Origin of the sequence: Clostridium sardiniense, from assembly GCF_050584765.1 — a bacterium.
GTDB classification, from domain to species: domain Bacteria; phylum Bacillota; class Clostridia; order Clostridiales; family Clostridiaceae; genus Clostridium; species Clostridium sardiniense_A.
On record NZ_JBNOOR010000001.1, the window covers coordinates 616,545 to 640,784 of the forward strand.

At 28.7% G+C, this 24,240-nt stretch carries 23 protein-coding genes and 1 other annotated feature; of the genes, 12 read left to right on the plus strand and 11 right to left on the minus strand.

What is annotated here, in order from left to right:
• Positions 1-146: 146 nt before the first annotated feature.
• On the plus strand, positions 147-2,378 hold the full coding sequence (gene pflB / locus ACQPUW_RS03020; protein ID WP_430836028.1) for a formate C-acetyltransferase: 2,232 nt from the start codon (positions 147-149) through the stop codon (positions 2,376-2,378).
• 167 nt (positions 2,379-2,545) lie between these two features.
• Positions 2,546-3,256, plus strand: coding sequence for a pyruvate formate-lyase-activating protein (gene pflA / locus ACQPUW_RS03025; protein ID WP_430836029.1), 711 nt, complete (start codon positions 2,546-2,548; stop codon positions 3,254-3,256).
• A 38-nt stretch (positions 3,257-3,294) separates the two neighbouring features.
• Here the strand turns inward: pflA and ACQPUW_RS03030 are convergent, their stop codons facing one another.
• Complete coding sequence (locus ACQPUW_RS03030; protein ID WP_430836030.1) at positions 3,295-3,561, minus strand: hypothetical protein; 267 nt, start codon at positions 3,559-3,561, stop codon at positions 3,295-3,297.
• Positions 3,562-3,664: 103 nt separating this feature from the next.
• Complete coding sequence (locus ACQPUW_RS03035; RefSeq protein WP_430836031.1) at positions 3,665-4,276, minus strand: 3'-5' exonuclease; 612 nt, start codon at positions 4,274-4,276, stop codon at positions 3,665-3,667.
• Positions 4,277-4,467: 191 nt separating this feature from the next.
• On the opposite strand from ACQPUW_RS03035, the gene ACQPUW_RS03040 reads away from it, so the two are divergent.
• Both ACQPUW_RS03040 and asnA read left to right on the plus strand, forming a co-directional pair.
• Positions 4,468-5,418 (plus strand): L-lactate dehydrogenase, encoded by a 951-nt coding sequence (locus ACQPUW_RS03040; RefSeq protein WP_430836032.1) that lies wholly within the window; start codon positions 4,468-4,470, stop codon positions 5,416-5,418.
• Positions 5,419-5,512: 94 nt separating this feature from the next.
• Positions 5,513-6,526 carry an aspartate--ammonia ligase gene (gene asnA, locus ACQPUW_RS03045; protein ID WP_430836033.1) on the plus strand — a complete coding sequence of 338 codons (1,014 nt, stop codon included), beginning with the start codon at positions 5,513-5,515 and terminating at the stop codon, positions 6,524-6,526.
• Positions 6,527-6,567: 41 nt separating this feature from the next.
• Here the strand turns inward: asnA and ACQPUW_RS03050 are convergent, their stop codons facing one another.
• Positions 6,568-7,542 (minus strand): biotin--[acetyl-CoA-carboxylase] ligase, encoded by a 975-nt coding sequence (locus ACQPUW_RS03050; protein WP_430836034.1) that lies wholly within the window; start codon positions 7,540-7,542, stop codon positions 6,568-6,570.
• A 259-nt stretch (positions 7,543-7,801) separates the two neighbouring features.
• On the opposite strand from ACQPUW_RS03050, the gene ACQPUW_RS03055 reads away from it, so the two are divergent.
• Complete coding sequence (locus ACQPUW_RS03055; protein WP_430836035.1) at positions 7,802-9,175, plus strand: LCP family protein; 1,374 nt, start codon at positions 7,802-7,804, stop codon at positions 9,173-9,175.
• Positions 9,176-9,267: 92 nt separating this feature from the next.
• Positions 9,268-9,912 carry a site-2 protease family protein gene (locus ACQPUW_RS03060; RefSeq protein WP_430836036.1) on the plus strand — a complete coding sequence of 215 codons (645 nt, stop codon included), beginning with the start codon at positions 9,268-9,270 and terminating at the stop codon, positions 9,910-9,912.
• Between the two features lie 58 nt (positions 9,913-9,970).
• Here ACQPUW_RS03060 and ACQPUW_RS03065 read toward each other — a convergent pair whose 3' ends face one another.
• Entirely contained in the window at positions 9,971-11,482 is a 1,512-nt protein-coding gene (locus ACQPUW_RS03065) for a Ppx/GppA phosphatase family protein (RefSeq protein ID WP_430836037.1), read from the minus strand.
• A 145-nt stretch (positions 11,483-11,627) separates the two neighbouring features.
• Positions 11,628-11,851 (plus strand) — a binding site (T-box leader).
• A gap of 59 nt (positions 11,852-11,910) precedes the next feature.
• Between ACQPUW_RS03065 and argS the strand changes: the two genes are divergently transcribed.
• Entirely contained in the window at positions 11,911-13,605 is a 1,695-nt protein-coding gene (gene argS / locus ACQPUW_RS03070; protein WP_430836038.1) for an arginine--tRNA ligase, read from the plus strand.
• Between the two features lie 155 nt (positions 13,606-13,760).
• A complete protein-coding gene (locus tag ACQPUW_RS03075; RefSeq protein ID WP_430836039.1) occupies positions 13,761-14,873 on the plus strand; it encodes an AI-2E family transporter in 1,113 nt (370 codons plus the stop codon).
• Between the two features lie 53 nt (positions 14,874-14,926).
• Here the strand turns inward: ACQPUW_RS03075 and ACQPUW_RS03080 are convergent, their stop codons facing one another.
• Genes ACQPUW_RS03080 through ACQPUW_RS03090 form a run of 3 tightly spaced genes read right to left on the minus strand, consistent with a single transcriptional unit; the run spans position 14,927 to position 17,073 of the window.
• Positions 14,927-15,058, minus strand: a complete 132-nt coding sequence (locus ACQPUW_RS03080) for a FeoB-associated Cys-rich membrane protein (RefSeq protein ID WP_204595199.1) — start codon at positions 15,056-15,058, stop codon at positions 14,927-14,929.
• Between the two features lie 17 nt (positions 15,059-15,075).
• Entirely contained in the window at positions 15,076-16,839 is a 1,764-nt protein-coding gene (gene feoB / locus ACQPUW_RS03085; protein ID WP_430836040.1) for a ferrous iron transport protein B, read from the minus strand.
• Between the two features lie 12 nt (positions 16,840-16,851).
• Positions 16,852-17,073, minus strand: a complete 222-nt coding sequence (locus ACQPUW_RS03090; RefSeq protein WP_430836041.1) for a FeoA family protein — start codon at positions 17,071-17,073, stop codon at positions 16,852-16,854.
• Positions 17,074-17,304: 231 nt separating this feature from the next.
• Here ACQPUW_RS03090 and ACQPUW_RS03095 point away from each other — a divergent pair, with 231 nt between their 5' ends.
• Positions 17,305-18,036 (plus strand): HAD-IB family hydrolase, encoded by a 732-nt coding sequence (locus tag ACQPUW_RS03095; RefSeq protein WP_430836042.1) that lies wholly within the window; start codon positions 17,305-17,307, stop codon positions 18,034-18,036.
• A 14-nt stretch (positions 18,037-18,050) separates the two neighbouring features.
• Positions 18,051-18,905 (plus strand): ribonuclease H-like domain-containing protein, encoded by an 855-nt coding sequence (locus ACQPUW_RS03100; RefSeq protein WP_430836043.1) that lies wholly within the window; start codon positions 18,051-18,053, stop codon positions 18,903-18,905.
• Between the two features lie 40 nt (positions 18,906-18,945).
• On the opposite strand, the gene ACQPUW_RS03105 is transcribed toward ACQPUW_RS03100, so the two are convergent.
• Positions 18,946-19,824 (minus strand): ComEC/Rec2 family competence protein, encoded by an 879-nt coding sequence (locus ACQPUW_RS03105; protein ID WP_430836044.1) that lies wholly within the window; start codon positions 19,822-19,824, stop codon positions 18,946-18,948.
• A 115-nt stretch (positions 19,825-19,939) separates the two neighbouring features.
• Between ACQPUW_RS03105 and ACQPUW_RS03110 the strand changes: the two genes are divergently transcribed.
• On the plus strand, positions 19,940-20,653 hold the full coding sequence (locus ACQPUW_RS03110; protein ID WP_430836045.1) for a lysophospholipid acyltransferase family protein: 714 nt from the start codon (positions 19,940-19,942) through the stop codon (positions 20,651-20,653).
• Positions 20,654-20,969: 316 nt separating this feature from the next.
• On the plus strand, positions 20,970-22,721 hold the full coding sequence (locus ACQPUW_RS03115) for a phosphoenolpyruvate carboxykinase (RefSeq protein ID WP_430836046.1): 1,752 nt from the start codon (positions 20,970-20,972) through the stop codon (positions 22,719-22,721).
• A 42-nt stretch (positions 22,722-22,763) separates the two neighbouring features.
• Here ACQPUW_RS03115 and ACQPUW_RS03120 read toward each other — a convergent pair whose 3' ends face one another.
• From ACQPUW_RS03120 to ACQPUW_RS03130, 3 genes are all read right to left on the minus strand, one after another.
• The gene (locus ACQPUW_RS03120) at positions 22,764-23,309 is read right to left on the minus strand and encodes a putative ABC transporter permease (RefSeq protein WP_430836047.1); all 546 of its coding nucleotides are present in this window, start codon (positions 23,307-23,309) and stop codon (positions 22,764-22,766) included.
• Positions 23,310-23,382: 73 nt separating this feature from the next.
• Complete coding sequence (locus ACQPUW_RS03125; RefSeq protein ID WP_430836048.1) at positions 23,383-23,586, minus strand: DUF378 domain-containing protein; 204 nt, start codon at positions 23,584-23,586, stop codon at positions 23,383-23,385.
• A 74-nt stretch (positions 23,587-23,660) separates the two neighbouring features.
• Entirely contained in the window at positions 23,661-24,128 is a 468-nt protein-coding gene (locus ACQPUW_RS03130; protein WP_204595209.1) for an Lrp/AsnC ligand binding domain-containing protein, read from the minus strand.
• Positions 24,129-24,240 lie beyond the last annotated feature (112 nt).

Consider the following 24,240-nt stretch of genomic DNA (forward strand, 5'->3'; position numbering starts at 1 on the left):
ACATTTAGCCCTTTTTCGTTTAAAATAGAAAGTGAAAGAGGGTTGAGTAGGTGATAATAAATTTCATATGAAAATAATTATTGACTGTGAAAAATTTATCATTTATAATTTAATCATAACTAATATGAAAGAGAGGCGACGCATTAATGTTTAGGGAATGGGAAGGCTTTAAAGAAGGAAATTGGCAAAAAGAAATTGATGTCAGAAACTTTATTCAAAATAATTATACTCCATATGAAGGAGATGACTCTTTCTTAAAAGGAGCAACTGAAAATACAACTAAGTTATGGGATGAAGTAAGTGAGCTATTTAAGAAGGAAAGAGAAAATGGTGGAGTTTTAGATGTTGATACTAAAACAGTATCAGGAATAAATGAATACGCACCTGGATATATAGACCAAGCAATAGAAAAGATAGTTGGAGTACAAACTGACGCTCCACTTAAGAGAGCTGTTATGCCACAAGGTGGTATAAGAATGGCAGAAAATGCAGCCAAAGCTTATGGATATGAAGTTGATAGCAAAATATCAGAAATATTCAGCAAATACAGAAAGACTCATAACCAAGGTGTATTTGATGCATATACTGATGAAATGAAATTAGCTAGAAAGTATGGTATAGTAACAGGACTTCCTGATGCTTATGGTAGAGGAAGAATTATAGGTGACTATAGAAGAGTTGCTTTATATGGTGTAGATAGATTAATAGAAGACAAGATGGCTCAAAAGAAGAGCTTAGAAGTTAACACTATTGATGCAGATGTAATCCAATTAAGAGAAGAAATCAGTGATCAAATAGTAGCTTTAAAAGAGCTTAAGGCAATGGGAGCAAGCTATGGATTTGATTTATCAAAGCCAGCAGTTAATGCTAAAGAAGCTGTACAATGGGTTTATTTTGCATACTTAGCTGCAATTAAACAACAAAATGGTGCTGCTATGTCATTAGGTAGAACTTCTACTTTCTTAGATATATATATTCAAAGAGATTTAGATGCAGGAGTAATCACTGAAGAAGAAGCTCAAGAAATAATGGATCATTTTGTAATGAAGCTTAGATTAGTTAAGTTCTTAAGAACACCAGAATACAATGATTTATTCTCAGGAGATCCAACTTGGGTAACTGAATCAATTGGTGGTATGGGATTAAATGGAAAGAGTTTAGTTACTAAGAATTCATTCAGAGTTCTTAATACACTTTATACATTAGGACCATCACCTGAACCAAACTTAACAGTATTATGGTCAACTAGATTACCTCAAAACTTTAAAGATTTCTGTTCAAAGGTATCTATTGATACAAGTTCAGTTCAATATGAAAATGATGATTTAATGACAGAATACTGGGGAGATGATTATGCTATTGCTTGTTGTGTATCTGCAATGAAAATAGGTAAGCAAATGCAATTCTTCGGTGCAAGAGTTAACTTAGCTAAAACTTTACTTTACACTATAAATGGTGGTATAGATGAAAAGTCAGGAGTACAAGTAGCACCTAAGATGGCACCTATAACAAGTGATTATTTAGATTACAATGAAGTTATGGAAAAATTTGATGTAATGACAGACTGGTTAGCGAACCTTTATGTTAATACTTTAAATTGTATTCATTACATGCATGATAAGTATTCATATGAATCACTTCAAATGGCATTACACGATAGAGATGTATTTAGAACAATGGCTTGTGGTATAGCTGGTTTATCAGTTTGTGCTGACTCTTTATCAGCTATTAAATACGCTAAGGTTAAGCCAATAAGAAACGAAGAAGGAATTGCTGTTGACTTTGAAGTTGAAGGAGATTTCCCTAAATACGGAAATGATGATGATAGAGTAGATGAAATAGCTGTATTCTTAGTTAAAAATATGATGGATAAAATCAGAAAGAATAAGACTTACAGAAATTCATACCACACTCAATCTGTATTAACTATAACTTCAAACGTAGTATACGGTAAGAAGACAGGAACTACTCCTTGTGGAAGAAAAGCTGGAGAACCATTTGCACCAGGAGCTAATCCAATGCATGGTAGAGATTCAAGTGGATCACTTGCATCTTTAAATTCAGTAGCTAAGCTTCCATATGAGCATTCACAAGATGGTATATCAAATACTTTCTCAATAGTTCCAGATGCTTTAGGTAAGTCAAAAGAAGATAGAATATCTAACTTAAGCAACATGTTAGATGGATACTTTGGTCAAAAAGCACATCACTTAAATGTTAATGTATTTAACAGAGAAACATTATTAGATGCAATGGAAAGACCAGAAGAATATCCACAATTAACTATCAGAGTTTCAGGATATGCTGTAAACTTCATCAAGTTAACTAGAGAACAACAACTTGATGTTATAAACAGAACATTCCACTCAAGAATGTAATATTTACACTATTAGAATTTAGTAGTGATTAAAATTATCCTCTGCTAGGATTATACTTAGCAGGGGATATGTATTATAATTTTAAATAAGTAATTGATGATTTAAAATTTATAAATAATAGTTATTTATAAGCTTTAAATCATCAATTGTTTAAGGAGGAAATAACTATGACTATAGGAAGAATTCATTCAATAGAAACTATGGGACTTGTAGATGGTCCTGGGATAAGAGTTGTTGTGTTTTTGCAAGGGTGTTCTTTAAGATGTAAGTATTGTCATAACCCTGATACGTGGGAATATGGCTGTGGTGAAGAATATACTCCGTCTCAATTAGTAAACAAGATAAAAAGATATAAAGCTTATTTTAACACTTCAAATGGTGGAGTTACATTTTCAGGTGGAGAACCTTTAAGACAACCAGAATTTTTAATTGAAGCATTAAAATTATGTAAAAAAGAAGGTATACATACATGTATAGATACTTCAGGATTTGGAGTTGGAATGTATGATGAAATATTAAAATATACTGATTTAGTTCTTTTTGATCTAAAAGATTTAACAAAAGAGGGATATAAGAATGTAACTTTAATGAATATTGATGAATCTCTTAAATTCCTTGAAGTAGTTCAAAATAGCGGAACAAAAATGTGGATAAGACATGTTGTTGTACCTGGATTAACTGATGGGGAAGAACATATAAGAAAGTTAAAGGACTTTATAAAGACTTTAGATAACGTAGAGAAAGTAGAGCTTCTTCCATATCATTTACTTGGAGTAAATAAATACGAAAATATGGGACTTAATTATCCGCTAGAAGGTGTTGAAGCTATGGATAAGGAAAAAATTAAAGAGTATCAAAAGATATTAAATGAAGAATAAAGAGTTAGGTTTTAAACTAACTCTTTTTTATTTAAGTACTATTTAATTTTTTTATTTTTATTCTTTTTATTTGATTTCTTTGAATTTATACTAGTTGATCCAGTAGAGACATCCTTATTTTTAGCTTCTTCTTTTTCTTTTTCTTTTCTAGCAATCAGCCTATCAGGTGAATAAAAGAAAGTAACAGATATTAAAAATGCAACACCTGAAGATAAAATTACATTACGTAACATTATATCTAATATGAATGCTATTAAAATTATAGAAGCAACGAATTTTAAAAAAGTTTTTGATTGAGAACTCATAATAAAAATCTCCCCCCACCATTATGATATATTAAAAATTATACAGTATGATGAAAAGAGTTACAATATTTTCATACTGCAACTCTTTCAACATTTATATAGATTAATTTTTAGATATATTTGAGAAGTATCCATGAGGTATTATCTTTCTTTTTAAACCTTCTATTACTGTTAAATAAGTAGCAGCAGTATCAAATCTAGCATCATGATAGTTGCCACTTCCGCCAAATAACTCTTTTGCCTTATTTTCAATTTGTTCTTTTGTAATATTTAGATATGATATAACCTCTTCAAGTTTTGGATTTTTAAAAGTACCATTAGGCTTTAGTATTTTACATATATCCTTATAGTATGACATAGTACAGAATGTTCTCTTTGGTTCATAATTTGCTCCAAGGAATAATAATTCACTATGCATAAATTTAACATCAAAATTTACATTATGACCTATTACAAAGTCTGCTTCCATAAAATCATCTATAAATTCACCAACGGAATCTTCAAAATACATTCCTTCTGAAAGCTCGTATAATTTTTCAAGAGAAAAACCATGTACTGCTTCAGCATTTGGATCCATTTCATCAACTGCGAAAAAGAAGTTTTTACCTTTAGTAGTTTGAGGCTTTGTAGATGTATCCACTATTATGTAGCTTAGCTGGCATATATGTCCAGGGCGTATGCTTGTTGTTTCTGTATCGAAAAAAAGTAATTTCATTGAGTATCCTCCTAGTGTACAAATATAATAATAATTATATACCATATCTGTTCATAATAAAATAACAAAAAAATCCGATGAAAACGGTATGAATTAATTGAAATTAGTTATCGTTGATAGTATAATTAAATTATAATAAAAATTAGAAAATGGGGTAAACTAATGGAAACATGGAAACCGGAGGGAAAATTATGTTAGTTGAAAGAAAAAGAAAAGTATCAATAATTGGAGCAGGCTTTGTAGGAGCAACTACAGCTTATGCGTTAATGAATAGTGGAATAGCAACAGAAATTTGCATATATGATATAAATATGGATAAAGCAATGGGAGAAGTAATGGATTTAGTTCATGGAACATCTTTTGTAAAGCCAGTTAATATATATGCAGGATCACTAGAGGAGACTGCAGGTTCTGATATAGTAATAATAACAGCAGGCATTGGACAAAAAGAAGGAGAAACTAGATTAGATATGATTGGAAAGAACTTTGAAGTTTTCAAAGGATTTGTTCCTGAAATCGCAAGATTAAGTCCAGAATCAATTTTATTAGTTGTATCTAATCCAGTAGACGTATTAACTTATATAACTTATAAATTATCAGGATTCCCAAAAGAAAGAGTTATAGGATCAGGTACTGTGTTAGATACTTCTAGACTAAAGTATGTACTTGGTAAATACTTTAGTGTAAATAATAATAATATACATTCATATGTTATTGGAGAGCATGGTGACAGTGAATTAGTTACTTGGAGCAATGGTAGAATAGGTGGAGAAGATTTTGATGTATATGCAAAACAAAAATCACTTAACTGGGATGAAGAAATTAAAAAAGTACTAGAAGAAGATGTTAAAAATGCCGCTTATGAAATAATAAGCAGAAAAAAAGCGACATACTTTGCAGTAGCACTTGCTGTTAATAGAATTGTTGAGGCTATATTTAGAGATGAAAATAGTATATTAACTATTGATTCTTTATTTGAAGGGCAATATGGAATTAACGATATGTATTTAGCAATTCCAACTATAGTTAATAGAGAAGGAGCTAAAGAGATAATAGAGATACCATTATCAAATAGTGAAGAAAGTAGGCTTAAAGAGTCAGCGAAAATATTAAAATCACATTTAGACCAGTGTCATATTTAGAAATTAATAAAAAGTATTCTTTATTTTTAAAGAATACTTTATTTTTTTTATTTTTTTGTATATAATAATATTTAAAATTAAAGGAGGGCTATTTATGAAACAAGAAGGTATTATTATACCAGAAGGGTATAAAAGTAAAGCAACACTAATTGAAACAGAAGTTCATATTAAATCTATAAAGGATTATTTTGAAAAGAATTTAGCAGAGAGATTAGACTTAATCAGAGTATCAGCTCCTCTTTTTGTTGATTCTAAATCAGGATTAAATGATAATCTAAGTGGAGTTGAAAGACCAGTTAAGTTTGATGTTTTAGCATCAAAGGAAGATGTAGAGATAGTTCATTCCCTTGCAAAGTGGAAGAGAATGAGTTTACATAGATACAATTTCCCAGTAGGTAAAGGTCTGTATGCTGATATGAATGCTATAAGAAGAGATGAGGATCTTGATAATCTACATTCTATATATGTTGATCAATGGGATTGGGAGCGTATCATAAATAAAGAAGATAGAAACTTAGAAACTTTAAAAGATACTGTAAGAAAAATATATAGTGCATTTAAAGATACAGAAAAGTTTGTAAAAGATAACCTTATAGATATAAAAGAAGAGCTTCCAAAGGAGATATTCTTTATTACATCTCAAGAACTTGAGGATATGTATAAAGATTTAACACCTGATGAAAGAGAATATGCAATATGTAAAGATAAAGGGGCCGTCTTTATAATGCAAATAGGACATGAATTAGCTTCAGGAGAAAAACATGATGGTAGAGCACCAGACTATGATGACTGGAACTTAAATGGTGATATTTTATTCTGGAATCCAATTTTAGATTGTGCTATGGAATTATCATCAATGGGTATAAGAGTAGATGAAAAGTCTTTACAAAGTCAGTTAGAGAAAGCTGATTGCTTAGAAAGAAAGAACTTAGAATTCCATAAAGCATTATTAGAAGGAAAGCTTCCTTATACTATTGGAGGAGGAATTGGACAATCAAGAATATGTATGTATTTCTTAAGAAAAGCACATGTTGGAGAAGTTCAAGCGTCTATTTGGGATGAAAAAAATAATAGAATATGTAAAGAAAATGGAATAGAATTATTATAAAAAATACTTAATATAAAAAAATACTCAATGGCTAAATTTAGCTATTGAGTATTTTCATTTTTAAATGTTATTTCTCCACTGATTACTTTTCTTATATTTCCAAGTTCATCCTTAATTATAAGTTCTCCATCATCATCTATTCCAAGACAAGTTACTAACTCCTCACTTCTTGAGGTAACGAGTCTAGCAGTCATATCAATAAGAAGTGAATTATTTCTGCAAATATGTATAACTTCTGACAAATCATTTTTATCTACAAAATCATCATAAAAAACTTCAAAATTATTTAAAAAACTTGCAAGTATTTTTGAACGATTAAATTCAATATTTTTTTCTATTAGTAGAGAAGTTGCAGTATTTAAATCAGAAGTAAAATCCTCTTTAGTAATATTTATATTCATACCAACTCCTACTATAATATGGTTTATTGTATCCATATCACAATTCATAAGAGTAAGTATTCCGCAGAATTTTTTATTATTAATATATATGTCATTTGGCCATTTTATTTTGCAAGGTATATCAAGTTCATGTAGCACTTTAAACACTGAAGCAGCTGCGATTAGTGTTATTTTGTTTGCTTGATTTGGAGCTATATTAGGTTTTAATATTAAAGAGGTCCATATACCTCCCTTAGGTGATTGCCAAACACGATTAAATCTACCTGTACCTTTAGTTTGAATTTCAGATGTTATAACAGAATAATCACTATTATTATTTTGAGCGATCTCTTTAGCCTTTATATTTGTAGAGTCAAGCTCTTTATAATAAAAGTAATTTCTTCCTAAATTTTTAGTGTTTAAGAATTCACTTACTGAACTGAAATCTATATTATCAGGAGTTTTAATAATTTTATATCCTTTATTTCGAATTGCATCAATAACATACCCATCTTTTTTTAGGTTATTAATATGTTTCCAAACAGAGTTTCTAGACACTCCTAGTACTTCGCTAATATATTCTCCAGAAATATATTCATTATTATTTCTAAGTAGATTTAGAACTTTATTTTTCATATTTTTCCTCCAAAGGTACTCTGAATCTTTTTTATTATTATATCATAGCCTCAAAATTTAAAAAATATAATAAATAAAGACAAAATTTGAATAATATTAATAAATTTTAGTCTAATTGTAAGGAAAATACGTATAAAAGTACTGGTTTAAAGATAAAAAGTCGATTATAATAGTATTGTTAGACCGAAAAATCACAGATTAAGTTATTTTGAAAATTGTAATTAGGATTTAAGATCTTGATTCATTAGGGAGGGAAGACATGCAAGATAAGGGAGATAAGAAGAGGGATACAAAAAGCACAAAGAAAAAGATGTCTAAAAAGAAAAAGATTTTGATTTCAATAGGGATAGTATTTCTTCTTATTATATTAGGAGCTGGAGGAGCTTACATGTATATTAGAGGACAAATATATCAAGGAAGTCCTCAGGCAGAAACTGTAGATTATAAAGAACAACCAGGAATTACAAACATATTACTAATAGGAACAGATGCGCGTAAATTAGATGAAGCCGCAAGAGCTGATGCTATAATTATCGCTACAATAGATAATAACCATAAAAAACTTAAACTAACTTCAATCATGAGAGATACATTAGTTAAAATACCAGGTCATGGGGAGCAGAAAATAAATGCTGCCTTAGCATATGGAGGACCTGAGCTGTTAATGCAAACCATAAAGGATAATTTTGATTTATCGTTAAATAAATATGTAATGGTTAACTTTAACGGATTCCAATCAATTATAGATCAAGTTGGTGGTATTGATGTTGATATAAAAGATTACGAAATACCAGAACTTAATAAGTTTATTGGAGAGTATGAAAAGGTTAAATCACCGAAAATAGAAAAACCTGGAATGCAACATTTAGATGGTCAACAAGCTTTAGCTTATGCAAGAATTAGAAAAGTTGGAGATGGAGACTATGAAAGAACTGAAAGACAAAGAAGAGTTATTGATTTAGTTACACAAAAGTTTAAAGATTTAAGTGTGCTTAAATATCCTTCTGTAATGGCAGAGTTATTACCATATGTTAAGACAAATATAGAACCAGTTATGATTCTTAACTATGCTTATACTGTTTCAAAGTTCCCAAGCCTACAATTTGAACAATTAAGAGTTCCAGTAAGTGAAGATATTTCATGGGGTGGACTTTACAAAGATAAAGGTTGGGTTCTTATTGTAGATAAAGAACAAAATGCAAAGATGATGCATGATTTTATATTTGATGATGTAAAACCAACAGATAAGAGCTATAGTGTTGCAGCATGGAAAGACAAACTTGCTGAGTATATGGGTGAAAATGAACAACATATCAAAGATAATGGCCCATTACCAGAAGATAAAGAAAACGACGGCTATGTAGCGCCTACTAAGAAGCCTTCAACTAATACAAATAATAATAATAATAGTAATAATAATAGTTCAAAACCAGCTAAGTCAGAGACTCCAAAGCCGGAAACTCCAAAACCGGAAACTCCAAAACCGGAAACTCCAAAACCGGAGACTCCAAAACCGGAGACTCCAAAGCCAGAGAATCCAAAGCCGGAGAATCCAAAGCCAGAGAATCCAAAACCAGAGAATCCGAAACCAGGTGATGGCAATGCAACAGATACAGTGCAGAATAATAGATAAAAATAAATAATTTAAATAATAAAACACAGCTCATTTTTTAAAGCTGTGTTTTATGTTATAATACTTTAAAATGAGAGAAGGAGAATTTATAGATGAGCTTTTTGCAAAGAATTATATTTATGGCACCCGCTATATTAATTGGATTTACATTCCATGAATATGCTCATGCTAAAATGGCAGACAGATTAGGTGATAAAACACCAAGGTTTCAAGGAAGATTAAATTTAAATCCCATTAATCATTTAGATCCATTAGGAACGATATTAATTTTATTTTGTGGTATAGGGTGGGCAAAACCAGTACAAGTTAATCCATCAGCTTTTAAAAATTATTATAAAGATGACCTAAAGGTAAGTATTGCAGGACCAATTGCTAATTTAATTGTTGCATTCTTTGGTATGATATTATACTCTACCTTAGTTCTTATTAATAGGGAATTTACTTTAGGAGGATCATTCCTTTCAGTACTTGTAATAATAACAACATATATAATACAAATTAATATAACTTTATTTGTATTTAATTTATTACCATTACCAGGACTTGATGGATTCAGCATTCTTAGAGACTTAAGTCCGAAACATTTTTATAAAGTATCAGATAGTCTTTATAAATATCAATTTTTAATATTTATAGCTATAATTTTTATTGGAGGACCGATAATTAGAATACCATCAGATTTAATAATGAGATTATTATCAAGTATTGTAGGAGCAATATTTGGAGTAATATTCTAATGATAAATAAGCAGCTAGCTTTAAAAGGCTAACTGCTTTAATTATTATATATTAATTTTTAATTTACTTTTTCTATTACTAGATCTCTATTGTATATTTCTTTAAATGAGCAAGCACTTCTCATAGCTTGACGAATTTCAAGTTCTAAATCTAATTGAGATTCAACTTCTAATTTAACTGTTTCATTATCAATGGTTGCATGTATATCAGAAACAGCGCCCTCTAAACTTCTATCAAGGCCTTCAGCTATTTTAAGTATAGCGCCAATATATTCTATAGCCTTAATATCAATTCTATTAATTATAGAAGTATATTGAGGGAATGGAATATGATATTGATTGTTTCTATGACAAGCAGCAATAGCAGCACTCATTAACAATTCTTTTTGAGTTAACCCATTTATAGATGAGTTTAATATTATATAGAAACTATGTTTATGATGATTATAGTAGTCAATACTTATGCCACAATCATGTAACAATGCAGATGTTATAAGAATTCTTCTATAAGAATCATTTAATCTATGTATTGGCTTTAAATCTTCAAAAATATTCTGTGATATTTCATAAACATGTTTTGCGTGATTTTTATTAATATTAAGTTTATTCATGATTCCTTTAATACTAAATACTAGCATATTTTTTTCATAATCATAATTATCTTGAAGATACTCATAGATAATACCATCTCTTAGTCCTCTAGATGAGGTTATTACATTGCTTGTTGATGTATAGGAAAGTATATTATGGAATATACAAAGTCCAGCAACAATTATATCTGCACGCTCAAAAGGTAGACCAGGAACTTGTTTACGTTGCTTAAGACTCTTACACTTTAATAAATTATATATTTCATGAACATCAATATCTGTTAGGGTATAGTTATGTTCAATATCAAAAGGATAACGCTTTCTGATTCTATCCATCCTTCCAAGAGCTTTGATAGTACCTCCAACGGCTATAATTGAATCAAAACTAGCATCTTTAAGCCATGTACATTCATCAATTAAATCATTAACTGTACTTTTAGCAGCTTCTAGGTCTTCTCTTAATATCCTATCTTTAAGATTATATTCAGAAGTAAGATTTAATGTACCTGCTGGAATTGAATAATATTTTTTTATTTCTCCATCTTTAACCCAAGCTAAATGGGTAGCAATACCTTCTATATCAACTATTAGAGAATTTTTAAAATATATAGTATTTACTACTCCTAAAAAATTATAATATATTTCTTTATCTACATCTAAGATAGTAATATCAATATCAAGTTCATTTTTTATTAGATTTAATAATTCATCGCTATTTGATGCACTTCTAAATGTTTCTGTAGCAACTGCAATAATTTTTTTAGCTCCTGATACCTGACACATTGATTTAAATGCTCTTAAATTTGATAGAGTAATATTAAGTTTTTCACTTGATAATTCAGTACCATCTATTAAATCTTGACAAAGTCTTATAGATGTAGTTAATTCATCAATTTGCCTAAAATAACCATCTTCTTCTACTTCATTTAAAGTCAGCGTAACTGAGTTAGCACCTATTTCAATAACACCAATTCTTTTCATAACAAACTCCTTAAACAATAGTTAATTTTAAATATGTATTACTATTATACAACATTTTAAACTGTTGTGTTAAAAATAAGAATATTTAACTATTTGTTGACATTATGTTAGTGCTCTATGTATAATATATGAAAGAAAGTAAAATATAAATTCAATGAAGAGGAGAGTAGAGTAATCGATTCTTTTTAGCGAGTAAGGAGTTTTGGTGGAAGCCTTATAGATAGATTATTTGAAGAGAACCTTGGAGAAGCACCTGAAATGAGTAGGGATCGCCGCAAATTTTAATCATTTGCGTTATCAAAAAAGAGTGGCATTTCTTTATGCAAGTAGAGTGGTACCGCGGAAAAATGATATTATTCCGTCTCTTATTTTATAAATAAGAGACGGTTTTTTATATTTTACGGAAAGAATACGAGGAGGAATAGAAAATGGATTATAAACAAATTATTGCAGAATTAATAAAACAATATGTTGATTTAGATGTAGAAGATATTAAAAAACTTATAGAAATACCACCAAAGTCAGATATGGGGGATTATGCTTTTCCTTGCTTCCAATTAGCAAAAGTTATGAGAAAAGCTCCAAATATGATAGCTGAAGAATTAGCATCAAAAATAAATAAAGATGGATTTGAAAAGATAACAAACTTAGGACCATATGTAAACTTCTTTGTTGATAAGGCATCATTCTCAAAGGAGACTATAGAAAAAGTTATTGAAGAAGGAGATAAATATGGTTCATCAAATATTGGTGAAGGTAAGACTGTATGTGTTGAATATTCATCACCAAATATAGCTAAACCTTTCCATGTTGGTCACCTATGTACAACAGCTATAGGTAACTCTCTTTATAAATTATTTAAAGAAGAAGGATATAATGTAGTTGGTATAAATCACTTAGGGGATTGGGGTACTCAATTTGGTAAACTTATCTCAGCATATAAAAGATGGGTTGATGAAGAAGCTTTAGAAAAAGATCCAATAGCAGAACTTTTAAGAATATATGTTAAATTCCATGATGAAGCTGAAAAAGATCCATCATTAGTTGATGAAGGAAGATTACATTTTAAGAGATTAGAAGATGGAGAACCAGAAGAAACAGCTCTATGGAAGAGATTTAGAGAACTTAGCTTAAAAGAATTCAATAGAGTATATGATTTATTAGGAATTAAATTTGATTCATTAGCAGGAGAAGCATTCTATAATGATAAAATGCAAGTTGTAATTGATGAATTAAAAGAAAAGAAGTTACTTACAGAAAGTAATGGAGCGCAAGTTGTTATGCTTGATGAATATAACATGCCTCCTTGTATAGTTCTTAAAGGTGATGGAGCAACTATATATGCAACAAGAGATTTAGCTGCTGCAAATTACAGAAAGAATACTTATGATTTTGATAAATGTATTTATGTTGTAGGAACACCTCAAGCGTTACACTTTAAGCAAGTATTTAAGACATTAGAACTTGCAGGAAAAGATTGGGCTAATGATTGTGTCCATGTCGGATTTGGATTAGTTAAGTTCCCAGATGGCGGAATGTCAACAAGAAAAGGTAAAGTAATACTTTTAGATGATTTATTAAATGAAGCTATAGCTAAAACTTTAGAAATCATAAATGAAAAGAATCCAGAACTTGAAAATAAAGAAGAAGTTGCTAAAAAGATAGGTATAGGTGCAGTTGTATTTACTTATCTTAAGAATTCAAGAGAAAAAGATATAATATTCGATTGGAAAGAAATACTTTCATTTGAAGGAGAAACAGGTCCATATGTTCAATACTCATATGCAAGAGGTAACAGCATATTAGAAAGAGCTGGAGATGTTGATTTAACAAATGTAGATTATAGTAAGTTAGATTCAAAGGAAGAGTTTGAATTAATAAAAGCTTTAGAAAGCTTTAAGAAAAATATACATTTAGCAATTGAAAAGCTTGAGCCATCAGTTGTAACTAGATATGTAGTTGATGTAGCAAAATCATTCAATAAATTCTATAATGCTCATTCAGTATTAAATTTAGAAGATGAAGAACTTAAAAAAGCAAGACTTGCATTAGTAAAGGCAAGTTTACAAGTAATCAAGAATGGCTTAGGATTAATAGGAATAGAAGTTGTAGAAAAGATGTAATATTTTAAAAGTGTTAGAGAAGTTGTATTCTCTAGCACTTTTTTAATATTTTCTACTAAAATGTTAAACTTTAGTACTTACTTGTATACATAAATACCATATGTGATATAATTCAATATAGACGGAAAATACTAGAAGAAAGGTGATGGGATGGAGTGAGTTTTAATAAAAATATAAGGTATAAAGATATTTTAATATTCGCTTTAGTAGCTTTTATAGGTTATAAAATTGTTGATAATTATGCAGTTTACCTAGCTGTATTTAAAAAGTTTTTAGTAGTACTTAAGCCATTTATATTTGCATTAATTTTTGCATATGTATTAAATCCAATTATGAAATTATTTGAGAAGAGACTGAAGTTAAAGAGGGGGCCAGCAGTGGGCTTAACATATCTTATTGTGCTAGGAATAATAGTTCTTATAGGATTGTATGGTATACCTAGTATGATAGATAGCATAGTTTCTATTACCAAAGATATACCAGACTATGTAAGCACAGCGCAAGATTGGGTCAATTCAGCACTTAAAAATGATAAATTCTATGAGTTAATGAAAGATGCTGGCGTACTACAGACTTTAACATCATTGTCAACTAAAGCGGGGACTATTTTAGTTTCAGTACTAGAAAGCACAGCGGGATCACTTGTATCTATAACTACAGATATAATAATGTTTGGTTTTGGATTCTTAATATCAATTTATATATTACTTGATAAAGAGAAATTTATAAAACAAACAAAGTTATTACTTATGATGCTTATAGGTGAGAAGTGGGGAAATAAAATACTTAATTTAACTAGAGTATATAATCATATGATTGGTACATATATAGGTATAAAAGCTCTAGATTCATTAATAATAGGTGTTATGTCTCTTGTTGGTCTAATGGTATTAAAAGTGCCTTATGCTATACTATTAGCAGTTGTAGTTGGTTTTACTAACATGATTCCATACTTTGGACCTTTTGTAGGTATGGTAGTTTGTTCTACAGTAGCTGTATTTGTATCTCCTTGGAGAGCATTAGCTGTATTTATATTTTTACTTGCACTTCAACAATTCGATGCTTGGTACTTAGAACCTAAGTTAGTAAGTGGAAAGGTTGGAATTGGACCATTTTGGGTTATATTTGGAGTAACACTTGGTGGAGGTTTCTTTGGACCTTTAGGAATGCTTTTAGCATCACCAACAATGGCTACAATAAAGATATATTATGATAAAGTAGTAAATAAGTATAAAGATGAACATGAGGAATTGGTAGATTCATTATAGTAAATAAAAAAATCAGTAGCTTAAAGCTACTGATTTTTTTATTTACTATTCTTTTAATTTTTTCTAGAAGGACAGCTTTTGCTGCATGAACCACAATTACATTGTCCTTTAGAGGATTTCTTAACATTTTTATATATTATATATACAGCTACTGCTGCTATTCCTATTGCTATTGCAATTTCCATTTATATCACCTTCGTTTTTAAATAAATATTGAAGCTACATTATAGAATATAAATGCAACAACCCATGCAAGTACAAGTTGATAACAAACTGAGAATATTGTCATCTTTGTTCCATACTCTTTTTTCATAGTACCTACTGCAGATACACAAGGTACATAAAGTAAAGTAAAGATTAAGAATGAGTATGCTGAAATTGCAGTAAAGAACTGAGGTAAAATAACCTTTAAATCTCCATTGAAAATAACTTCCATTGAAGAAACTACACTTTCTTTTGCAAGTAATCCACTAAGTAATGATACTGAAGATTGCCAGTTACCAAATCCAAGTGGTGCAAATATTGGAGCTATAAATGATCCAATAGAAGCTAAAATACTTTCATCAACACTTTCAACTACTCCGTGTAAATTAAAGTTTGATAAGAACCATATTACTACAGTCATTGCAAATATTATAGTACCAGCTTTTTTTATGAAGCCTTTAGCTTTATCATAAGTTTGTTTTACTATTGAACTTAATTGAGGAATTTTATAATTAGGAAGTTCTATTATAAAAGGTTCCTCATCCTTTTTAAATAAAGTATTTTTAAATAAGATACCAATTAAGAATGCTATAATTATTCCTAATAAATACAGTGATGCAACAACTAAGCCTCTATTTTCAGTAAAGAATACTGAAGCAAATAATGCATATACAGGAAGTCTTGCATTACATGACATTAATGGAACAAGAAGAGCTGTAAGCTTTCTGTCTTTTTCACTTTCAAGGGTTCTAGCAGACATTATTGCAGGAACTGAACATCCAAATCCAACAACCATAGGTAAAAATGCTTTTCCTGAAAGTCCCATTTTTCTCATGAATTTATCCATTAAAAATGCTATTCTTGCCATATATCCACTATCTTCTAAGAATGCTATACAAACAAATAGTGCAAGAATTACAGGTAAAAGTACTAAAATACCACCAACACCACCGATGATACCATCAACTAATAGTGATTGGAACCAAGGTGAAGTACTTGAAAGTAATGTATGCATCCAAGGTATAAATGAATCATTTAATAATCCATCTAAAAGATCTGAAATAGGTTGTCCCACCCATGAAAAAGTGAATTGGAACATAAATACCATTATTAAAATGAATAATGGATAAGCTAAAAATGGATTTAGTAATACCTTATCTAATCTTTCAGTTAAATCTTTTTTATTATTATCTTTCTTCTTTAAACAGTTATGTATAATTTTTTCTATATATTTATAAGCTGACTTTTCATCTTTAAAATTAAATTTATTTGCATCTTGTATATGTGTAAAATTATTTTTCTCTATAGTTTCTTTTAATAGGTCTATACCTTGTCCTTTTGCAGCTATTATTGGAATAACTGTAACACCTAACTCTTCAGATAATTTTTTATAATCAATTTCAAAACCTTTGCTTTTAACAACATCGATCATATTAACTGCAAGTATTATTGGTTTATTAAATTGTTTAAGCTGGGTTGTTAAATATAGATTTCTATCTAAATTCGAACCATCAACTATATTAAGGATAATATCTACATCACCATCTTCTAAAAAGTGCTTCGCAACTTTTTCCTCATGTGAGAAAGTATCCATTGCATAGATTCCTGGTAAATCTACTATTTTTACATCATTATAGTAACCTTCTTTTTTTTCAACTGTAACACCAGGCCAGTTTCCAACATATTGTTTTGAACCAGTAAGTGCATTGAAAAGAGTTGTTTTACCAACATTTGGATTACCAAGTAGTGCGATTGTTGTCATTATATATTCCTCCTAAGTTAGTAAAATAATATTTTTTGCATCTTTTTTTCTTATAGCTAAGTCAAAGCCTCTAAAATTAATTATTAATGGATCTCCTAAAGGAGCTATTGCTTTTAAGCTTACATCAGTTCCTTCTATACAACCTAATGCTAATAATCTTTTAGCTAGTTTGCTGTCTCCACCTATACTACTTATAATTCCGTGTTCTCCGGGTTTTAATTTTATTAATTCCATTTATTTAACACCTCGCAATGAAAATCATTATCATATACTTATAATATCACTATATGAATTTAGAAGTCAATGTTTAATATAAAAATAATATACTTAAAAAATAATGGAAATTTATTTACAATTGTAATATAACATTATATTACAGTTATAATCTTATACTATATTGCAAAAAAATATTTTATAGGTATAATATAATGAATAGTTATTTACTAAAGAAAAAGGAGGATTAATATGGAAAAAAATATAGCGGCTTTTTTTGATATAGACGGAACTTTATATAGAGAGGGCTTAATTACAGAAGTTTTTAAAAAAATGATTAAATATGAAATAATTGAACCTGAAAAATGGTACAATGATGTAAGGAAAGACTTTGAAAAGTGGGATAAAAGAGAAGGTGACTATGATATATATTTATTAAAAATGATTGATATATATATGGAAGCAATTAAAGGTCTAAATAAGCATCAAATAGAATTTATAGCGAAGAGAGTTATAGAACAAAAAGGTGACAGAGTATATACTTTTACAAGAGATAGAATAAAATGGCATAAGGAACAAGGTCATATTTTAATCACAGTATCTGGTTCACCTTTAGAATTAGTTAAGGAAATGTCACTTAAACATGGTTTTAATGATTTTAGAGGAGCAGAGTATATTTCAGATGAAAAAGGGCAGTATACAGGAGACGTAATTCCTATGTGGGATAGTGAAAGTAAAGAGAAGGCTATAAAAGAATTACAAGAAAAGTATAATATAGATTTAGAAAATAGTTATGCTTATGGAGATACTGCGGGAGACTATACTATGTTCGGTAAAGTTGGTAATCCGTATGCTATGAATCCTACAAAAGAACTTTTAAGAAAAATTATAGCTGATAAAGAATTATCAGAAAGAATAAATATTATTGTAGAAAGAAAAGATGTAACGTATAATCTTAATGTAGGGGATATCCAATTTGAATAAGGAAGAGTGATACTGTGATTATAAAAGAGAACATTATACCTGTAGGCAATTTAGAAGAAGATCATTTTTTAGAGAATGAGCATAAAATTTTACCAGAAGATATAATATTTTTTGATTTAGAGCATTATGTATATAAGAAGCCAAAATGTATAGGAGTTTTTGGAGCTTGTATATATAATAAGGAAAAGAATATACTTCATGTAACTCAATATATGATTGAAAATAAAAGAGAGAGTAAGGATATTTTAAATTTAGCTTTAAGATATTTTAAGGACATGAAGGAAAATGGTAAAAAGGCCATATCAACATTTTCAGGTAATAATGATTTTACAGTAATAAATTACTTATTCAATAAATATAATATATCTTATAACTTTGAGACAGAATTTATATCAATAGATATTCAAAAAGCTTATGAAAAGGATATGAAGACATCTATAGGTCTTAAAAAGCTAGAAAAGATTTTTGATATTGATAGACAAGGGGAAGTTATAAGTGGTTCTAATTTAGCTAAAACTTTTCATAAGGTAATGAAAGATAACGATTATATAAAGAGAATGCCTAGAGAAAAGATAGAGAAGATATTACTTTATAATGAGCAGGATGTTGTTAATTTATATTATATATATACTAATTGGAAGAAATATATTAAGTTAACTGAAGAAGAAGAAAATAAATTAGATACAGAAGAGAAAATAGATCTAAATGATGAAATAGATTTAGAAGTAGATGATGAAATAGATTTAGAATTAGATAAGCTTACTTATGATATAAAAGAAGCTAAGAATAAGAACTTAAAAAATAAAGATAATAAGAAACCAAAAAGTAAAGGTAAAGAATTAAAAAAAGATAATATAAGACAAAAATAAAAAACACTTAAAAGTGAATCATCACTTTTAAGTGTTTTTCTTATTTTTTAGTTATATTAGTACCATTACTTTGTAGAACTATATCTCCATCTTTATCAGTTCTATAAATTTTAACTTTATATTTGTTGAGCTTTTTTAAAGTTTCTTTGTGAGGATGTCCATATGTATTATCAACACCACAAGATATAATACCAATTGATGGATTAACTGCCTTTAAAAACTGTTCAGTTGTTGAAGTTGATGAACCGTGATGACCTAGCTTCAATACATCGGCTTTAAGATTATAGCCTTTTTCTAGAACGTAATTTTCCTCAGTCTTTTCAGCATCACCTGTAAATAGGAATGAATTATTACCATACTCAACTTTTATAATAGGTGAGTAATCATTTAAATCGGTATTTTTACCATATCCATTAGCTTTAGGTGAATATACTGAAACTTTAGTGTTTTTTCCTAAATCAATAGTATCAGTACCTTCTTTGATAACATTAATCTTTAAGTCTTTCCTTTTAAGAGCTTTAACCATATTTTCAAAGGTTTTAGTGGTATGTTCCACTTTAGGAGCATAGAACTTACCTATTTCATATTTATTTATAATATCATCCATATTACCTATATGGTCTTCATGAGGATGAGTTGCTATAACATAATCTAATTTCTTAATTTTTAGTTTATCTAAATATGAAATTATATCTTTTTCATTAGCTCGTGGACCAGCATCAATTAACATGTTTTTACCGTTTACTTGTATTAATTCTGCATCACCTTGTCCTACATTTATATAATGAACAAGCATATCAGAAGTAGATGCATTAGAGCTATTTTTGCTATCAGTATTCGAAGTATTATTACATCCAATTAAAAAGGTTGATAATAATAGTAATAGTATACAAAGCAAAGATTTTAAATTTTTCTTCACGAGAAAACCTCCTTAGATAATATATACTGTATTAGTTTATCATCATATTGTATAATAATAAAGAGAAGTTAAGAACGTAATATAGTACAAATGAATATTATTAAGAGGTGAGAAAATGCAAATATTTAAGATGATTCAATATGGTATATATATGATTTATGTAAGATTAAAAGGGATTAAGTTTAAAAATATATATAAGACTAAAGGGGAAAAAGCAGCTTTTGCATATGGACAAGATGTATTTAGTAAGTGGAGTGATTTCACAATAAATATGGTTGGAATGGATATTGAAGTTAAAGGTTATGAAAATATACCAGATGAAGCTTGTGCTTTTATAGGCAATCACATGAGTATATTAGATATACCGGTGCTTAGACAATCAGCAAAAAGAGATATAGGATTTATAGCTAAAAAAGAAGTGCTAAAAGTGCCTATATTAGGTTTCTGGGTTAAAAATATGAACTGTGTGGCTTTAGATAGAGAAAATCCAAGATCAGCTATAAAGGTTATTATGCAAGGAGCTGAATACTTAAAAAGTGGTTATAATATGGCAATTTTTCCAGAGGGAACTAGAGCTAAAGATGGAAAAGTTCATGAATTTAAAAAAGGAAGTATGAAGCTTGCTGTAAAGGCACAAGCGCCTATAGTTCCAGTATCTATAGATGGTACTTCAAAATGTTTTGAAGATAACAAAAAATTTACTAAGGGAAAAGTTACTATAGTATTTGGTAAACCTATATATACTAAAGATTTATCTAAAGAAGATGAGAAAACTTTAACTGAAAAAGTTCATGATGAAGTTTTAAAAAATATGATTTGGGTAAAATAAAAAGAGCTACTTTAAGTAGTTCTTTTTTGTTTAAATATAAATTTATAAACACTTAGATTTATATTTAGTCATATTATATATACATGAATATTAAGTAAGGATTTTTACTATTATGTACGGAAAAATATAAAGTTTAAAAAGACGAAATATTTACCGGAAAATTTATAAATAATATGTGTTTTTGCGAATTTGAAGAAAAAATGAAAAAAAATTATTACCAAAATTTCATAAGATGTGATATAATGTGTATAAATTAATGAAATTACGGGAAAAATGCAATTTTTCAAGTGTGGAAATTTCATGAGGGGGCAAGATTATGCAAAAAGAATTTTCAATGAGTAATGATAAAGTTATAATTAATTTCACTGCTAAGTACTGCGCAACTTTTGAATCTTTATTAGAAAGCGAAGCTTTTAGAAGAACTTTAGATTCTTTTTTAAGAACTGCAAAAAGTAAAAATTCATTAAGCTTTAGATATTTAGAAAAATCACTAAAAATAAATGATGTAACGCTATTAAGAAGTGAGTTATCAAAAATATTTAAATTCTTAACAGTTATGAATGTAGAAGAGATAATTGAATTTAATGAAAGTTATAGAGAATTATTAGAGAAAAAGGAAGATTTCATAAGATTAGTTGAAGAACTATATCTATTCTGGAGAAGACTTGAAAGATACACTTTAATTCATGGCGGAAAAGTTGATAATGGATTAGCTCAAATAAGCTTTACTGAAGCAAATGATGGATTATCAAAACTTATATTACGTCTTTACAGAAAAATTGAAAAAAACACAGTAGGTGTTCAACCAAAAGTATTTAGACAGATACCTGCCGGTGGTAATTCCTGTATTATGATAAGTAAAATATTATGGCCAATGCCAAATGGTTATGAAATATTAGAAGACATTCCATTTATAGATAGTATTCTTTTAGAAACTCCATTCATAACATATCCAAAAAGAAATACAAGAACAGGAATGTTTAGTGAGACATATGAAAATCCATTAAATTATGCAAAGTTAAATGAAGATCATTGGTTCTGTTATCCTGCTAAAGTTGGGGAACTTTTAGCGTATATTTACTTCCATAGAGATTTTATGGAACATGGAATAACTCTATGTAACCTTTTTGAAATGGCTAGAAAGGAAGAATGCAGAGGAAGAAAACCAGATATGATATATGTATTTGGGGCAAAAGATGAAGATAGTGATAATGAATTAAAGACTGTTTTCTACAATGATGAAAAGAATGATATAATGCTTGGGTATGTAAATCATTCAGAAGAAATAGATTACTTTGGATATATGAAGAAGATGACATTAACACTTCATAATCTAATCATGATAAAAAGAGGAAATCTTCCAATACACGGTGCTATGGTTAATATAGTATTGAAGGATGGAAAGACTGCAAATGTAGCTATAATGGGTGACAGTGGTGCAGGTAAGTCAGAAAGCTTAGAAGCCTTTAGAACATTAAGTGAAGATTATATATCAGATATGACAATAATATTTGATGATATGGGTACATTTAAATTAAAAGATGGAGAAATCTATGGATATGGAACAGAAATAGGTGCATTTGTAAGATTAGATGATTTAGATCAAGGTTATGCATTTAAAGAAATGGATAGAAGTATATTTATGAATCCAGATAAGATAAATGCAAGACTTGTTATGCCAGTTGCTCCTTATAATGCAATTATTAAGGGATATAAAGTAGATTTATTCTACTATGCTAATAATTATGATAAGGTTGAAGAAGGCGGTAAATCATTAAGCTACTTTGATAATGCAAAAGATGCAATTAAAGTATTTAGATCAGGTGCTAGAATGGCAAAGGGAACTACATCAGAAACAGGTTTAGTTGAATCATATTTTGCTAATCCATTTGGACCAGCACAAAAGCAAGAAGAGACTGATAAATTATTAAATAAATATTTTGATGCAATGTTTAAGGCAAATGTTAAAGTGGGTCAATTAAGAACATGTCTTGGGGTTAAAGGACATGAAAAAAATGGACCAAGAGAAGCTGCATTAGAATTATTTGAAGAAATAAAAAAATTATAAAATATAAAATAAAAGGTTGAGCTTTAAAAGTTCAACCTTTATCTATATCTTCTTAAAATATTTAGTAAATGGATTGTGATTATTTGTAATAATTAATTTCTTTAATGTAAGTAGTTCATCAATAATAAAATATGTAATAATAAATATTGAAATAAATTTACTAGCTTCTAATGGAATTATATTTATTACACTCATTATTATAGGATGAATAATTTTAAATACAACTATAGCAGCAAGTCCCCAACCTAGTGAAAAGTGAAGACATATTCTTCCGTTTAAGTTTAGAGGATCTTCAGTATAATCCCACCATTTTAAGTGAAATAGTTTTTCTAAAATATAGCTTGTAATATATTCGATAGTAGAAATTAAAATTGTTGAAATAATAAATAGAGCGAATAAATTAACATGAGCTCTGTTTAATAAGTACATAACCAATAAAATACATGCTCCGTAAATAGGGCAGAAAGGCCCATGAAGAAAACCTCTATTAATAAATTTTTTCTGAGTCCAATACTGGTACGCAACCTCAGCACACCAACCTAGAAAAGAGTATGCAGTAAAAACTATAAAAATATTATTAATATTCATATATCCCTCCAATTTTATTTTCTCAAACTAAATAAGGAAGGTATATACCTTCCTTATTTAGTTTGAGAATTAATTAATCATTTACATATCTGCTTTTAGCAAAAAATGAAATTGCATAAAGTCCAGCAATACCTACAAGTGAATAAATAACTCTACTTACAGTAGACATATCACCAAATAGGGTTGCAACTAGATCAAATTGGAAAAATCCAATTAATCCCCAGTTAATAGCTCCTATTATTACTAATAATAATGCTATAGTATCTAAAAATTTCATAAAAAAAACACTTCCTTAAAATATTTCTTCATAACATAGTATTAACATTTTAAGAAAGCATTATGCATTAAAGCTTATAAAGTAATATTTCTATCTATTGGTTGAGATAGAGATATAAATGTATCAGTTCTCTGAATACCTGATATAGTGTTTATTTTATTCATTAATATTTCCTGTAAATCAGCAATATTTTTGCATATTACTTTTGCAAATACTGAATAGTTTCCAGTAGTTAAGTGTAACTCAACAACTTCTGTAATTTTTTGCATTTCATCAATAACATAATCAAATGATGAAGTTTTATCAACATATATACCAACAAAGCAACATACATCATAACCAAGCTTTGGAAGGTTAAGGATAATACGTGTTCCTTTTATTATGCCCATATCTTCCATCTTTTTCATTCTAACGTGAATAGTACCACCACTTACATGGCATATTCTAGCTATTTCTAAATATGGCGTTCTACAGTCCTTTATTAATAAATCTAATATTTGAAGATCTAATTCATCTAATTGTAAATGTGCGTTTATAGCCATTAAACCACCTCTTGGAATTAATAAATTTATAAATTAATATTCTTATATTATTATTTTTATAAATCAAGATATATTTTAACAAATAATCATCAATTCATAAAGCTATAAATGA